Raw genomic sequence first — 15,080 nt, forward strand, 5'->3', positions numbered from 1 at the left:
CGGCGGAGCGGCTGTGATCCGACTCTCAACGGCTCGCCAGGAGGCCGTACAGCAGCGGAATGCGCGGCTCCCCCTTCGGCAGGCGCCACCAGCCGGACGGCGTACGGACCATCTGCGGCCAGCGCGGCCAGGGAAGCTCGTCGCTCTCCCGGAGCCGGCGGATGACGAGTCCCGCTGTGGTCAACGCGTTGACGACCTCGTCCATTCCGTGCATCCACTCGTAACTGTCGGTCGCGCCCTCGACGGCCGGTCCGTCGGTGTACGTGTAGGTCGCGTTCCGGTGCACGGCGTCCCGGCCGCCCAGGTAGTCGTGGCGCAGCAGCAGTTCGGTGCCCTCGCCCTCGGCGGGCTTGGGGCCCAGCGCGTTGAGCAGCGGATGGAACTCGGCGATGTACAACCTCCCTCCCGGGCACAGCAGTTGAGCGATGACGGCGGCCCAGCGGTCCAGGTCGGGCAGGTAGCACAGGGCGCCCTTGCCGGTGTAGATCACGTCGAACCGCCGCCCGTCCAGGGATTCGACGGCGTCGTACACATTGGCCCGTACGTACGTCACATCGGCGCCCGCCCGCGCCGCGATGCCGGCCGCGGCCGTCACGGACGCCTCGGAGATGTCCAGGCCGACGGCCCGCGCGCCGCGCTCGGCGAAGGCGATCGTCTCGGTGCCGAGGTGGCACTGGAGATGCAGTACGTCGAGGCCGGCCAGGTCCCCGAGGTCCTCCCACTCGAAGGCGGCGAACCAGCGCGCCGGGTCGAGCTTCTCGCCCAGCCCGTAGAACCGGCTGGCGAGGTGGACGGGCGTCCGCGCGTCCCAGTTGGCCTGGTTGGCCCGCATCATCCGCTCGTGCTCGTCGGTCATGGAACCATCCAACCGTGGACGGCGGCGGATCCGGGGGAAGAACCGCGGATCGGCGCGTACGTCATCGCTGTCGGCCACGGGGCCGAGCGGGCAGAATCCTTCGTCGTACCGGCTCGCGGCGCCCGCGCCCGACTTCCAACCCCCGCAAGGAGACCTCCGGTGGACACCTCTCCCGGCACGCCGCACCGCATGGACCCGGCCGGTGGCTGCCCGCACGCCGACAACGCGCGGCTGCTCGAGCGCGGCGCCGTCGCGGCGGTGGTGCTGCCCGGCGAGGTGGAGGGTGTGGCGGTGCTCGGGCACGAGGCGTTGAAGGAGTTCCTCGCGCATCCCGAAGTCGCCAAGGGCGCCGAGCACTTCACCGAGCTGCGGGAGGGACGGATAGCGCCGGGGTGGCCGCTCGCGACCTTCGCGACCGTGCGCGGGATGACGACCGCGGACGGCGAGGACCACCGGCGGCTGCGGTCGCTCGTGAGCAAGGCGTTCACCACGCGCCGGGTCGAGGAACTGCAGCCCCGAATCGAGGAGTTGACGGACAGTCTGCTCGACGGCCTCCGGGCCGCGGCCGAGCGGGACGGCGGAGTCGCCGATCTGCGGCGGCACTTCGCGATGCCGCTGCCCATGGGGGTCATCGGGGAACTGCTCGGAGTGGACGAGGAGCACCGCGACCGGCTGCACCACCTGTCGAGCCAGGTGGTCGCCACCGACATCGGCCCCGAGAAGGCCCTGGCGGCCAACCGTGAACTCGTCGCCGTGCTCGCCGCCGTGGCCCTCGCGCGGGGCGAGCGGCCGGGCGACGACCTCACCAGCGCGCTGATCGCCGCCCGGGACGAAGGGGGCGACCGGCTCAGCCAGGAGGAGCTGATCGGCACCCTGGTACTGATGATCATCGCGGGGCACGAGACCACGCTCAACCTCCTCACCAACGCCGTACGGGCGCTCTGTGGTCATCGCGACCAGTTGGAGCTGGTCATGAAGGGCGAGGGCGGGGCGGGCTGGGCGGACGTGGTCGAGGAGACCCTGCGCTGGGACGCGCCCGTCAGCTACTTCCCCTTCCGCTATCCGGTGCGGGACCTGACCGTCGACGGCACGGTGATCCCCAAGGGGACGCCCGTGCTGGCCGGTTACTCGGCGGCGGGGCGCGACCCGTCCGTGCACGGCCCGGACGCCGACCGCTTCGACGTCACCCGGCCCGGCAGGCCCGGCGCCACCCGGCACCTCTCCCTCGGCCACGGCGCCCACTACTGCCTCGGTGCCCCGCTGGCGCGCATGGAGGCGACCATCGCCCTGGAGCGGCTGTTCACCCGCTTCCCCGACCTCGACCTCGCCGTGAAGGAGGCGGAACTTTCCCGGCCCTCCAGTTTCGTCGGCAACAGCGTGCGGGCACTTCCGGTACGGCTCGGCACCTCCCACGGCTGACCGCGCATACCGCCGTACGACACCGCGCCGCATACCAGCCATACGACACCGCGATGCCCCTGCGCCGACCCTTTTCTTGTTCTGGGCAATGGCCGTCCCTACGCTGCCAGCACCGCACACCGGCGGCACTGGACAAGGGACATGGCAATCATGGGTCGACTGGCCGGAAAAATCGCTTTCATCAGCGGAACGGGGGCCGGAATAGGGCGGGCCGCGGCCCAGGTATTCGCCGCGGAAGGCGCCACCGTATTCGGCTGCGACCTCGATGCCGACGCCGCCGCGGAAACCATGGAACTCGTCGAGAAGGCCGGCGGTGTCATGCGGTCCCTCGCCCCGGTGGACCTCTCCACCGAGGCGGGCGCCCATGAGTGGATCGACGCGGGGATCGAGGCCCTCGGCGGGATCGACATCCTCTACAACAACGCATCCGCACTGCGGAACGGGCCGTTCGCGACCATGCCGGCCGAGGACTGGTACTTCACCATCAAGAACGAGCTCGACATCCCCTACTTCTGTACGCAGGCCGCCTGGCCGCACCTGATCGCCCGTGGCGGCGGAGCCGTCCTCAACGTCGCCTCGGTGGCCGCCGTCCGGGGCGCCCCCTTCATGCCGATGGTCCCGCACGGCGCCGCCAAGGGCGGGGTGCTGGCAATGAGCAAGCACCTGTGCGCGGCCGGCGCCCCGCACCACATCCGGGTCAACACCATCGCCCCCGGCATGACCCGCACCTCCGCGACCGCGCCTTTCCTCGACGACCCCGACGGACCGAAGGCACAGCTGGAGGCGCGGATCCCGGTGGGCCGGGTGGGGGAGCCCGAGGACATCGCGCGCGCCGCCGCCTTCCTCTGCTCCGACGAGGCGGCGTTCGTCAACGGCGCCAACCTGATGGTCGACGGCGGCGACAGCGCGATGGCCGGCTGAGCGCCGGTGACCGTCCGGCTCGACCACGTGGGCCTCAACGTACGCGATCTGCCCGCCCAGACCAGCTGGTACCAGGGGGCGTTCGGACTCAGGACCGTCTTCGCGTTCACCCTCGAAGGATCCGGTCTGAGCGCCGTCGTCCTGGAACATCCGCACGGCTGGCGGATCGAACTCCTCGCCAGGCCCGGATCCGCGCCGGGGCTGCGGGCCCCGGACCCGCTGACCGCCGCCCTCACCGAGGGATACGGGCACTTCGCGGTCACCACCCCGGAACTCGACCCCGTCTACGCGGCCTTGGTGGCGCACGGAGCGGGCGAGGCCATGAAACCGGGTCCTTCCCCCGAACCCGGTATTCGCATGGCCTGGGTCACCGACCCCGAGGGAAATCTCATCGAACTCATAGAGAAAAACGCAGAGTGAGGGCACGCACGATGACGGATTCGATCTCCACGACCTCTTTGAAGAAACTGGACCTCGGAACACTCATAGCCTGCTGTCTCGCAGTCGCCGCCGCGCAACTGTGCATTACCGTTCCGTCCCCCATCAATGGGGAAATCCAGGCCGCCTTCGGGGCGTCCGGTTCCCAGGTCGCCTGGGTCACGTCCGCCTTCATTCTCCCCACCGCCATTCTTGAACTGAATTTCGGTGTGGTCGGAGACCTCTTCGGCCGCAAGCGCCTGCTGGTGCTCGGCGGCCTCGTCCTGGCGCTCGGCGAACTCCTCAACGCCACCTCCCAGAACATCACCATGATGTGGACCGGACAGGCGCTGGCCGGTATCGGCGCCGCGGCGCTCTTCCCCAGTTCCCTCGCGGTCATCGCGGCCGCCACCCCGGACGGGAAGGACCGTGCCAAGGCGGTCTCCACCTGGGCGCTCAGCATCTCCCTCGCCTCCGCGGTGGGACCGCTGTCCTCCGGGGTGCTCGCCACGGTCGCCGACTTCCGCTGGGCGTTCGTGCCACCCGTCGTCCTCGGCCTCGCGGTTGCGGTCGCCTGCTGGAAACTGGTCACCGACTCCAAGGCCCCCGAGGGCCGCGCCCTGGACTGGCCGGGCCAGATCACCATCGCCGTCGGCCTCACCGCCCTGCTCTGGGGCATCATCGAGGGCGGCGACCGCGGTTGGGGCAGCGCGGCCATCGTCGGCTCGCTGGCCCTCGCGGCGGTGGCCCTCGTCGGCTTCGTCGTCGCCGAGACCCGCGCCGCCTCGCCCATGTTCAACCTGGACCTGCTGAGGATCCCGTCCTTCGCCGCGGCGGCCGTCGTCGCCCTGGCCGGCATGTTCGGCTTCATCGGCACCGCGTACTGCGTCTCCATCCGCCTCGGCGCCGTGATGCATCTGAGCGCACTGCGCGCCAGCATGCCGTTCGTGATCCTCCAGCTGATCCCGCTGCTCCTGGCACCGGTGCTCAGCAGGATGCTGACCCGCGTCGACGCCCGCTGGCTCCTGATGGGCGGACTGCTGCCGATGGCCGCGGGACAGTTCTGGATCGCCGCGCTGCCCATCACCACCACCTCCCTCGCCGCCTTCATCGGCCCGGTGCTGCTCCTCGGCATCGGCTTCATCTGCGTCGTCTCCTCACTGACCTCGGCCGCCGTGAACGCCGTACCCATCCACATGACCGGCATGGCCAGCGGCGCCACCAGCCTGGTCCGCGAGTTCGGCCAGGGCCTCGGCCCGGCCGTCATCAGCACCATCGCGATGAGCGCCGCGTCCTCCGCCCTGGTGGGCAAGCTGGGCGGCGCGGACGCCGGCATGGAGGCCGCCGCGGGCCCGCTCGCCGTGGTCAACGCGGGCAGCGACAGCGCGAGGGCCGCCGCGCGGACCGCGCTCGGCCACGGCATGGCCCTCGGCGTGGTGATCTGCGGCTGCGCCTCCCTGCTCGGCGCGCTGGTCACCCTGCTGCTGGTGCGCAAGAACACCGCCCGAGCGGCGGTCGGCGCCGGCGGTGAGGCGCCGGTGCGGACGGCCACCGCGTAGCGCGGATCTTCACGAAGAGGCCGGGACCCGGGTCCTGGCCTCTTCGTGTGCCCAGCGTGTCGATTCGGGGCGCTTCCGTTCGTCGGTGGGGTGTAGGAAGTTCATGAGCACCGGGAGGAACCATGAAGTACATGCTGCTGGTTTGCGGCGACGACACCGCCGACGCCTCGGGCATGGCCCCCGTCGAGCCCTGGGTCGAGGAGCACGGCGCCCGCAGCGGCGTCCGGCTGCACGGCCACCGGCTCCGGCTCCCCGCCGAGGCGGTCACCGTGCGGGTGCGCGACGGCGAGGTGCTGCGCACCGACGGGCCGTTCGCCGAGACGAAGGAGTACGTCGCCGGATACGACATCCTCGACTGCGACAGCCTGGAGGAGGCCGTCGAGGTGGCCGCGCAGCACCCCGTGGCCGCCGTCGGCGCCATGGAGGTGCGCGCCTTCTGGGACGACGAGGACGCCGAGGCCGAGATCCGCCGGCTCGACGCGGAACTCACCGCCGCGGGCCGGGACCGGGACCTCGACCGGGCGATGGCCTGCTACGCCCTCGACGTCGAGGTGTTCCACCCCGTGAGCGGTCTGGAACAGGGTGGCGTCGAGGCCCTGCGCAAGGCGGAGGAGCTGTCGTTCTCCACGCTGAGCGGGCCCGTGCACCGCGAGGTGTCCGACTTCCGTGTACGGGTCGACGAGAGCGTCGCCTTCAGCCACGCGCTCGTGCGGATCCGCGCCACGCTCGCCGCCGGTGAACCGCTCGACACCACCGCCCGGGTGACCACCGGCTACCGCGCCGCGGGCGACCGCTGGCAGATCGTTCACCAGCACACCTCGATCCCCTTCGACACCAGCGTCACGGAGGGCCTGTCATGAAGTACGTCCTGTTCATCTGCACCGCCGTCGGCGGCGAGGAGCTGAGCCCCGCGCAGATCGCCGACGACCCCCGCTTCACCTCGTACATCGACGAGGTCCGCAGCCGCGACATCGTCAAGGGCGGCGCACGGCTGCGGCCCTCCACCGACGCCACCACCGTCCGGGTCCAGGGCGACGAAGTCCTCCTCAGCGACGGGCCGTTCGTGGAGTCCAAGGAGTACGTGGCCGGCTTCGACCTCATCGAGGTCGCCGACCTCGACGAGGCCATCGCGCTCGCGTCCCGGCATCCGGCGGCGCTGGCCGGCGGCTCGGTCGAGGTGCGGCCGGTCTGGGAGTGAACGACATCGGCGACGTGGAGGCGGCGGTCGCCGCCGCCTTCCGCGAGGAATGGGGCCAGGTCGTCGCCACCCTGATCCGGGTGACCGGCGACTGGGACCTCGCCGAGGAGTGCGCCCAGGACGCCTTCGCCCAGGCCCTGGACCGGTGGCGGCGCGACGGAGTGCCCCGCCGCCCGGGCGCCTGGCTGACCACGACCGCACGCCACCGGGCCCTGGACGTGCTGCGCCGCGAGGCGGTGGGGGCTCAGAAACTGCGGGAGGCGGCGGTGCTGGCACGGGACGAGGGGCCCAGCGACCCGGAGTACGACCGCGACGACAGCGGCGTCCGGGACGACCGCCTGCGCCTCATCTTCACCTGCTGCCACCCCGCGCTCCCCATCGAGGCCCGGGTGGCACTGACCCTGCGCACCCTCGCCGGGCTCACCACCCCCGAGATCGCCCACGCCTTCCTGGTGCCCGAGGCGACCATGGCGCAGCGCCTGGTGCGCGCCAAACGGAAGATCCGCAATGCCGGCATCCCCTACCGCGTACCGCCCGCGCATCTGCTGCCCGAACGCACCACCGGCGTCCTCGGCGTGGTCTACCTGCTCTTCAACGAGGGGTACGCCGCCACGTCCGGCGCCGACCTGGTGCGTACGAACCTCTGCGCGGAGGCCATCCGGCTCGCCCGGGTCCTGGCCCGTCTGATGCCCGACGAACCCGAGGTCGTCGGTCTGCTCGCCCTCCTGCTGCTGCACGACGCCCGGCGCGCCACCCGGGTGGACACGGCCGGCGAACTGGTGACCCTGGAGGACCAGGACCGTACGGCCTGGGACAAGGCCGCCGTCGACGAGGGCGCCGCCCTCCTGGAGAGCGCCCTGCGCCGCGGACGCCCGGGGCCCTACCAGATCCAGGCCGCCATCGCCGCCTGCCACACCACCGCCGCGACGGCCGGGGACACGGACTGGGCCGACGTCGCCGCGCTGTACGGGGAACTGGCGCGCTTCGTGCCCTCCGCCGTGGTGCGGCTCAACCGTGCGGTGGCGGTGGGCATGTCCCAGGGCCCGGAAGCGGGGCTGGCGCTCGTCGCGGAGCTGGAGCGGGAGGGCGCGCTGGACGGCTACCACCTGCTGCCCGCCACCCGCGCGGATCTGCTGCGCCGCATGGGACGCCCGGCGGAGGCGGCCGAGGCGTACGACCGGGCGCTGGAGCTCGTGGAGAACGCCGCCGAGCGGCGCTTTCTGGAGAAGCGGCTCACGGAGTGCCGCTCGGCGTAGGACCCGTTCGCGGCGACCGTCCCCGGGCCGGGTGGTCACACCGAGTCGAGCGCGTTCGTGATCGCCTTCACGCCGCCGTGCGCGGAGTAGCCTCCGTCCACGGTGATCTCGGCGCCGTTCACGTAGGACGACTCGTCGGAGAGCAGATACACGACCAGCGGAGCGACCTCCTCGCAGCTGCCCGGGCGGCCCTGCGGAGTCATCGAGAGGTGCGCCCGTGTGAAGACCGGGCTGGCCGTCGCCATCAGGGGCGTCTCGATATAGCCGGGGTGGATCACGTTCGTACGGATTCCGCGCGGCGCCAGTTCCAGCGCGGCCACCTTCGACAGGCCGCGCAGCGCCCACTTGCTCGCCGTGTAAGCGACCGCGTGATGGGCGGTGAGACCGGCCACCGAGCCGACGTTCACGATCGAGGACCCGGGGGGCATCAGCGGGGCGAGGGCCTGGACGCCGAGCATCGGGCCGGTGGTGTTCACCGCGAACGCCCGGTTCCAGTCGGCGAGTTCGACCGCGCCGAGGCGGGCCCGCATGGGGATCCCGGCGTTGTTGACGAGCCCGTGCACGGCATCGAGGGAGGCCGCCAGGGCCGCCCAGTCGTCCGGGGACGACACGTCCAGGTGGTGGTAGCGCACGTCGAGGCCGTCGGCGCGCAGGGCGGCGGCGAGCTTCTCGCCGGGCTCGTCGAGGACGTCCGTGGCGACCACCGAGGCCCCCTCGTGGGCCGCCGCGGCCACCTCCACGGCTCCCTGGCCCTGTGCGGCTCCGGTGACGACGACGGTACGACCGGCCAGGCGCGTACGGCTCACGGCTTCCTCCAAGAGGGCGGGGGTTCGCTCCCCACGCTAGGAAGCCGGGGCCAACTCCGGAAACGCGCGTTCGCCATGGCTGGCATCCACGTCGACGATCTCCGCGGGCGCGGGATCGTCCAGTGACGCGCCCACCTTGCGGACCTTCTCCCGCAGCCACCGGTGCGCGGGATCCGCGTGCCGGTTGTGGTGCCAGTACATGGCCTCCACGAGCGGCACGTCCGGAAACGGCGTCGGTACGACGGCACAGCGGGCGAAGCCCTCGTAGCGCCGGGCGAGCCGCTCGGGCACCAGGGCGACCAGGTCGGTGCCGCTCACCAGGAACGGCAGCACGTTGAAGCCGGGCGTACTGACCTGCACCCTGGGCGTGATACCGAGGGTCTCCAGCTGGCGGTCGGCCGGTGTGAGTTTGCCGATGCCGCACGCGGCGTGCGGCATCTCCGCCAGGTCGCGCAGGGCGAGCCGCCCGTCCACCAGCCGCGGGTTGTCGGGGTCGACGAGACACACGAACCGGTCGTGCATCACGGTCTCGCTGACGCCCGGCAGCTGGTACCCGAGCGGCACGATCATCAGGTCGTGGCAGCGCAGATGGGTCTCCGTCTCCAACTGCCCGTCCACGATGGGGTGGAAGTCGATGCGGATGCCCGGCGCCTCCTGCGCGATGGCCCGCAGCAGCGGCTCCACGAACACCGTCATCACATAGTCCGACATCACCACCGAGAAGCGCTGCCGGCTGCGTGCGGGCTCGAAGTGCCGGGTCAGCGAGAGCGCCTCCTCGGCCTTGTGCAGGGAGGCCTGGACGACCGGCAGCAGGCGCTCCGCGAGCGGCGTCAGCTCGTACTCGCGGCCCACCCGCACCAGCAGCTCGTCGTTGAAGTGACGCCGCAGCCGGGCCAGCGAGCCGCTCATCGCGGACTGGCTGGTGGACAGCCGCACCCCCGCGTGGGTGACGTTCTTCTCCTCCAGGAGGGCTTCCAGCGCCACCAGGAGATTCAGGTCGATCGCTCCGAGACCCATGTGTGTCTCCTTCCGGCCGCGTCGTTGAAGCTCGGTGAAACGGGAGCGTAACGACCGGGTTCCCGCCGAGGAAGGGTCCGGAGGCAACTCACAGGGATCCGATGGCTGCCATCGGATCCCTGGATGTGTGCAGGTCGAAAGGGGTGTGGAAGGTTACGGCCGGGGCGTCCGGCCGCGCTTCCGAGCCCGCGGCAGATATACGTCCGTGCGCCCGGGGACGATCCGGTTGGAGACGCTGCCGAGGCGCTCCACGGTGAGCGTCACCTCGTCGCCGGGCTTCAGGGGCGGCGGCGTACGTTCCCCGACGCGTCCCCAGAACTCCGCGAGCGCCCCCCAGCCGCAGGTGCCCGAGCCGAGGATGTCGCCGGGGCGCACCCAGGTGTCACGGGTGGCGTAGGCGACCATCTCCTCGAAGGTCCAGGAGACGTTGGCGAGGGTGTCGCGGCCGATCAGCTCGCCGTTGAGGGTGACCGTCATCTCCAGGTCGAGGAAGCCGTCCGGGTCGCGCCGGCCCGCCACCTCGTCGGCCGTGACCAGATACGGGCCGAGGGTGTTCGCGAAGTCCTTGCCCTTGGAGAAGCCGAGACCGAGGTTCTTCTCAGGTTTCTGCAGATCGCGCGCCGACCAGTCGTTGAAGACGAGATAGCCGACGATGTGTTCGCGGGCCCGCCCGGGCGTGAGGTCCCGGCCCGCGCGGCCGACGACCGCGCCCACCTCCAGCTCGAAGTCGAGCACCGAGCAGCCCGCAGGTACCGGAACGTCGTCGTGCGCGCCGTAGGCCGCGTGCGGGTTGGTGAAGTAGAAGTTCGGCGCCCGGTACCACTCCTCGGGCACTTGCTCCAGACCGTCCAGCGACTTGGCGACCCCCTCGATGTGCGCCTCGAAACCGACGAAGTCCCGGATGGACGGCGGCTTCAGCGGCGGAAGCAGCCGTACCTGATCCACCGTCAAGTCACTCTCGGCGCGGAGTGCTTCGCTGCCCGCGGCATGCAGCGCCTCCTGCTCCACGAGCGACAGGACGGTCGTGCCCGGCGGCAGCGGATGGATGATCCCGTCCCGCACGACCCCGGCGCGCTCCACGCCCTCGTGCGCGTATGTCGTGAACCGCATGCCCTATCGCTCCCAGTCGTTGGTGTTGGTGACGGTCCCGGCGCTCAGATGGCCCACGAAGAGGCCCTTCGGGTCGCGAGCCGCCCGGATCCCCCGAAGCCGCTCCCACTGCGCGTCACCCATGAACCTCAGCTGCCGCACGGTGAAGTCGCAGTCCCCGAGGTACTGGCCTGCGGTCACCGGCCGCATCGCCGCCATCGCCTCGTCGAGCCAGCCGCGCAGCTCGGCGTCGCGCCCGGGATCGTCGTGGATGACGTAGGTGGCGCAGTAGATCTCGGACTGCAACGAGAAGGCCATGTCCGGGAGTTCACGCAGCGGGGCCATCGAGAACCAGATGGTGAAGGTCTGCCGGGTCGGCTGCTCGGTGAACGCCTTGCGGATCGCCGGCACGACCTCGGCGGCCGACCCGGTCAGCCAGGCGTTGTCGACGAGATAGCGGTGCCCCTCGGGGTTGGCGACGCGCTGGCCCTGAAGCTGCTCGGCGAGGGTCGTCGGCCGCGCCTCGATCCGCAGCAGCGCCCGGTCCGCGTACGGGTTGGCGTGCAGCGGGGCCAGCGCCTCGGCGGCCTCCTCGGCGGTGTCGGTCATCGACACGCCCGTGACCAGCAGCACCGGACCGTCCCCGGCGGGCGGCGTCTGTGTCAGGGCGACGATCTCGACGAGGTCGGAGACGGTGTGGTGCATGCCGTGCAGCCAGGTCATGACCTCGTCGAACAGGTCCAGCGGGTACGCGTGGACGGTGTGCGCCAGATGCTTCGGCAGCGGGCGGGTGCGCAGATGGAAGCGGGTGACGACCCCGAAGAAGCCAGGACCCGCGCCGCGCGCCGCCCAGAACAGATCGCCGTGGTGCGTCTCGTCCGCACGCACCAGCTCGCCCTCGGCGGTGACGACGTCGATCGCGACGACGTTCTCGGCCGCCCAGCCCCAGCCGCGCGCGTTCCAGCCCTGTCCGCCCTGGAGCAGAAAGCCGCCGATACCGACGGAGGGACAGTGCCCGCCGTTGAAGAAGCGCCCGAACTCTCCGAGATACGGGTTGAGTTCGTCGCCGCCCTTGATGCCCGGACTCGCCGTCACGATCCCGGTCCGCGGGTCGTACGCCATCTCGCGCAGGCCCCCGAGGTCGATCAGCAGCGCGTCCTCGCGCACCGACCAGGCGGCCCAGCTGTGCCCGCCGGAGCGGACGGCGACCTGCCAGCCCCGCTCCCGGGCGAGTCGTACGCCGTCGACGACGTCCTGTTCGGACCCGGCCATCAGCACGGCGGCGGGGGTACGGTCCGACGGGCGGCGGGCGTTGAAGACCCGGCCGAAACACGCCTCCCCGAAGTCCTCGTCGCCGGGGAAGTGGAGGGTGCCTGAGAAACGGTCGATGTGCACGCGCGTACTCACTTGATCGCGATCGGATTGACAGGGGCGCCCACCGCGCCGGTGACCGGCAGCGGAGCCGCGACCAGCAGGAACTCGTGGACACCGTCGGCAGCGCAGTCCTCGGCCAGCTCCTCCAGGTCCCACATCTCACCCAGCGGAAGGCCCATGTTGGGGATCGCGATCTGGTGCAGCGGGGACATCGCCGGCTGGACGAACTCGTACGGGCGTACTTCGAGTCCCCAGGTGTCGGAGGCGATCGCGGCGATCTCCGTATGGTGCAGCCAGCCGAGCGTGGTGAAGGAGAGGCCCGGGGCGTCCCCGGCGGCGTACCCGCCCCACGCGCCGAGTCGCCGTACCCGCCCCAACTGCCCTGTCCTGATGAGGACCAGATCGCCGCGCCGTACGGACGAGGTGGCGCCCTGCGCCTCGATCGTGGCGCGCAGATGCTCCTCCAGGATCGCGAAACCGTCCGGGAGTTCGCCGTGTTCGTCGCCGACCGCGCGGCCCACGTCGAGCAGGACCCCGCGCCCGGTGAAGGCGTCCTTCATGTGCTCGATGCCGGTGACCGAGTCCCCGTCGCCGTTGACGATGGTGCACGGACGGCCGTTCCAGGCCTGCTTGTTGTCGTAGATGTGCCCGAGGCCGTCCCACTGGGTGGAGGCCTGGAGCGGCATCACGACGTGGTCGTCGGCGCCCCCGAAGCCGTGCGGGAAGCCCTGCGTCCCGGCGGCCGCGTCCGAACCGGTGTCCTTCATGTAGTGGACGGGGTTGATCCGGCCACGGAAACCGCGCTGCGGGCCCCTCTCGTTGAACTCCTGGGAGAGCGAGAACGACCGGCCCCGCCGGACCAGGCCCGCCGCGTGCGCCCGTATCGCGTCGTCGATGAAATTGAGCGTGCCCAGCACGTCGTCCTCACCCCAACGGCCCCAGTTCCGGTAGGCGGAACGGGCCTTGGCGAGCTCTTCCTCAATCGGACCCAGGCTCATCGAGTACGTCCTTTCTGCAGCAGGTCGAGAGCGTTGCCCCCGGCGACGGCGGCACGGCCGGCCGCGGACAGCCCGGCGGCGTCCAGCCGGGCCACCGGGTCCCCGACGCCCATGTCGAAGGGGTGATCGGTGCCGAGGACGACCCGGTCCGCGCCGACCTCCTCGACCAGATGGCGCAGTCCGCCCGGGGTGTAGACGAGCGCGTCGAACCACATGCGCCGCAGATACGCGCTCGGCGGCTGCGCGCAGCCCCGCGCGTCCTCGCGCATGTGCCAGGCGTGGTCGGAACGGCCGATGTACGTCGGCAGATAGCCCCCGCCGTGCGCGGCGACGAGCTTGAGGCGCGGGAAGCGGTCCAGGACACCGGTGAAGATGAGGTGCGAGAGCGCGACCGTCGTCTCGAGGGGCTGCCCGACCGTGTTGCCGAGGTAGTGCGTGGCCAGCCGTTCCCCGAGCGAGCAGCCCCAGGGGTGCACGAAGACGACCGCGCCGAGCTCCTCGGCCCGCTGCCACACCGGGTCGTGCGCGGAGTCCGCGAGTTCCCGTCCGTCCACGGTCGTGGACACGCTGATCCCGTACAGGCCGTACTCCGTGACCGCCTTGTCGAGGAGCGCGACCGCGAGGCCGGGATGCTGGAGCGGGACCGTGCCCAGGCCGTACAGCCGCTCCGGCGCCACCGCGCAGTGCGCCGCCACGGCTTCGTTGACCGTGCGCGCCAGGCGTACGGCGAGATCCGCGTCCGCCCAGTAGTGGTGCATCGGCATCGGGCCGACCACCTGGAGGTCGACACCCATCGCGTCCAGGTCGGCGAGCCTGGTCGTGACGTCCGTCAACTTGGGTGCGACGCGCTGAAGTTGGGCGCGGTTGACCGCCAGTGACGCGGGGGAGTGCGCCCGCTGTTCGGCGGCCAGTTCGGCGGCGAGGCCGGGCGTGCCCGCGCACAGCGCGTCGGCGGCGGGGACGGCGAGGTGACCGTGGAAGTCCACGACGGGAACGTTCATGCGGCGGCCGTCAGATAGTCCAGGGTCTCCGACATGATCCGGCCGGGGTCCGCGCCGGGCGTCTCCGGATGGATCTCCCAGTCGGCGAGCCGCAGCGAGTTCTCCAGCACCACCCGCACCCGGGGCAGCCGGCGCGCCATGAACGTGTCGAGCGCCTTGTCCAGCGGCGCTCCGCCGGTGACGAGTTCCGCGAGCACGACCGCGTCCTCGGCGCACATCGCGGCGCCCTGCGCGATCAGCGGCGGGCAGGCATGCGCGGCGTCCCCGATGATCACCGTACGGCCCCGGTACCAGGGCTCGTCGACGAGGATCGCCTCGATCCACCGGTAGTCGACCGGAGTGTCCTCCGGCAGCGAGGCGAGGATCCTGCCCCAGGTGCCGCCGTACCCGGCGCCGCGCTCACGCAGCAGCGACAGCGGGGCGCGCGGACCGATCAGCGAGGCGTCGAGGTTCTCGTCGAGCAGGTAGGCGTAGCACTGGTCGGGCGAGATCGGGCTGTAGCCGGCCTTGTAGCGCGGGCCGCCGTAGTACACCTCCGCGCAGTCCATCTCGGGCGGCCGTTCCGCGACCACCCGGAAGATCGACATACCCACCGGGCGGGGGCTGGTGGTGATGCCGATCAGCTGCCGCATCCGCGAGTTGATGCCGTCGGCGCCGACCACGAGGTCGTAGCGGCCGCTGGTGCCGTCGGTGAACGTGACGTCCACATGGCCGGGGGACTGGTCGAGCTTCGCCACGCTCAGCGCGAGCCGGACGCGCACCCCTTGCGCGCGGACCGCGTCGCACAGCGCGTCCTGAAGGTCCGAGCGCAGCGCGCCCGCCGTCGACGGCAGTTCGGCACCACCGGTGTGCGGGGTGCGCAGCTCGGCGAGCAGTCCGCCGTCGGCCCGGCGCAGCCGCATCACGTCGAACGGGACGGCCCGGGCGAGCACCCGGTCGAGCACGCCCACCGAGCGCAGCGCCTTGAGCGCGTTGCCCTGGACGGTGATGCCGTGGCCCACACCGAACCACTGGGGCGATATCTCGGCGAGCTCGACCTCGGCGCCCCGCTGGGCGAGCGCGAGCGACAGCACGCTACCGGTGATGCCGCCGCCGACGACGAGCACCTTGTGTACGGGCATGGGCGATCCTTGCGAACGTAGAAGAAGAACAGGGGTGCGGTGGGGTGC

Annotated in this window: 15 protein-coding genes; 7 read left to right on the plus strand and 8 right to left on the minus strand. The window is 71.5% G+C overall.

Annotation, left to right across the window (positions count from 1 at the left end; translation table 11 throughout):
• Positions 1–25: 25 nt before the first annotated feature.
• On the minus strand, positions 26–856 hold the full coding sequence (locus ACZ7M2_RS26305; protein WP_471597324.1) for a class I SAM-dependent methyltransferase: 831 nt from the start codon (positions 854–856) through the stop codon (positions 26–28).
• Positions 857–1,015: 159 nt separating this feature from the next.
• On the opposite strand from ACZ7M2_RS26305, the gene ACZ7M2_RS26310 reads away from it, so the two are divergent.
• The 7 genes from ACZ7M2_RS26310 to ACZ7M2_RS26340 all read left to right on the plus strand — a co-directional run bounded on the left by ACZ7M2_RS26310 (position 1,016) and on the right by ACZ7M2_RS26340 (position 7,626).
• The gene (locus tag ACZ7M2_RS26310; protein ID WP_471597325.1) at positions 1,016–2,275 is read left to right on the plus strand and encodes a cytochrome P450 family protein; all 1,260 of its coding nucleotides are present in this window, start codon (positions 1,016–1,018) and stop codon (positions 2,273–2,275) included.
• Between the two features lie 141 nt (positions 2,276–2,416).
• A complete protein-coding gene (locus ACZ7M2_RS26315; RefSeq protein WP_471597326.1) occupies positions 2,417–3,196 on the plus strand; it encodes an SDR family NAD(P)-dependent oxidoreductase in 780 nt (259 codons plus the stop codon).
• Positions 3,197–3,202: 6 nt separating this feature from the next.
• On the plus strand, positions 3,203–3,616 hold the full coding sequence (locus tag ACZ7M2_RS26320; protein WP_471597327.1) for a VOC family protein: 414 nt from the start codon (positions 3,203–3,205) through the stop codon (positions 3,614–3,616).
• Between the two features lie 11 nt (positions 3,617–3,627).
• Positions 3,628–5,172, plus strand: a complete 1,545-nt coding sequence (locus tag ACZ7M2_RS26325; RefSeq protein WP_352045438.1) for an MFS transporter — start codon at positions 3,628–3,630, stop codon at positions 5,170–5,172.
• A gap of 122 nt (positions 5,173–5,294) precedes the next feature.
• On the plus strand, positions 5,295–6,032 hold the full coding sequence (locus ACZ7M2_RS26330; RefSeq protein ID WP_471597328.1) for a nuclear transport factor 2 family protein: 738 nt from the start codon (positions 5,295–5,297) through the stop codon (positions 6,030–6,032).
• On the plus strand, positions 6,029–6,370 hold the full coding sequence (locus ACZ7M2_RS26335; RefSeq protein ID WP_471597329.1) for a YciI family protein: 342 nt from the start codon (positions 6,029–6,031) through the stop codon (positions 6,368–6,370). Before ACZ7M2_RS26330 ends, ACZ7M2_RS26335 begins: the two co-directional genes overlap by 4 nt.
• A 5-nt stretch (positions 6,371–6,375) precedes the next feature.
• Complete coding sequence (locus tag ACZ7M2_RS26340; protein WP_471597477.1) at positions 6,376–7,626, plus strand: RNA polymerase sigma factor; 1,251 nt, start codon at positions 6,376–6,378, stop codon at positions 7,624–7,626.
• Positions 7,627–7,661: 35 nt separating this feature from the next.
• On the opposite strand, the gene ACZ7M2_RS26345 is transcribed toward ACZ7M2_RS26340, so the two are convergent.
• The 7 genes from ACZ7M2_RS26345 to ACZ7M2_RS26375 all read right to left on the minus strand — a co-directional run bounded on the left by ACZ7M2_RS26345 (position 7,662) and on the right by ACZ7M2_RS26375 (position 15,032).
• Positions 7,662–8,432, minus strand: coding sequence for an SDR family NAD(P)-dependent oxidoreductase (locus ACZ7M2_RS26345; protein WP_471597330.1), 771 nt, complete (start codon positions 8,430–8,432; stop codon positions 7,662–7,664).
• A 36-nt stretch (positions 8,433–8,468) separates the two neighbouring features.
• Complete coding sequence (locus tag ACZ7M2_RS26350; RefSeq protein WP_471597331.1) at positions 8,469–9,449, minus strand: LysR family transcriptional regulator; 981 nt, start codon at positions 9,447–9,449, stop codon at positions 8,469–8,471.
• 153 nt (positions 9,450–9,602) lie between these two features.
• Positions 9,603–10,559 carry a fumarylacetoacetate hydrolase family protein gene (locus tag ACZ7M2_RS26355; RefSeq protein ID WP_471597332.1) on the minus strand — a complete coding sequence of 319 codons (957 nt, stop codon included), beginning with the start codon at positions 10,557–10,559 and terminating at the stop codon, positions 9,603–9,605.
• A gap of 3 nt (positions 10,560–10,562) precedes the next feature.
• Positions 10,563–11,933 (minus strand): FAD-binding oxidoreductase, encoded by a 1,371-nt coding sequence (locus ACZ7M2_RS26360; protein WP_471597333.1) that lies wholly within the window; start codon positions 11,931–11,933, stop codon positions 10,563–10,565.
• 8 nt (positions 11,934–11,941) lie between these two features.
• Positions 11,942–12,910, minus strand: a complete 969-nt coding sequence (locus ACZ7M2_RS26365) for a cyclase family protein (RefSeq protein WP_471597334.1) — start codon at positions 12,908–12,910, stop codon at positions 11,942–11,944.
• Complete coding sequence (locus ACZ7M2_RS26370; protein ID WP_471597335.1) at positions 12,907–13,911, minus strand: amidohydrolase family protein; 1,005 nt, start codon at positions 13,909–13,911, stop codon at positions 12,907–12,909. Before ACZ7M2_RS26370 ends, ACZ7M2_RS26365 begins: the two co-directional genes overlap by 4 nt.
• Positions 13,908–15,032 carry an FAD-dependent monooxygenase gene (locus ACZ7M2_RS26375; protein WP_471597336.1) on the minus strand — a complete coding sequence of 375 codons (1,125 nt, stop codon included), beginning with the start codon at positions 15,030–15,032 and terminating at the stop codon, positions 13,908–13,910. Before ACZ7M2_RS26375 ends, ACZ7M2_RS26370 begins: the two co-directional genes overlap by 4 nt.
• Positions 15,033–15,080 lie beyond the last annotated feature (48 nt).

Source organism: Streptomyces sp. NPDC111507 (assembly GCF_055638955.1).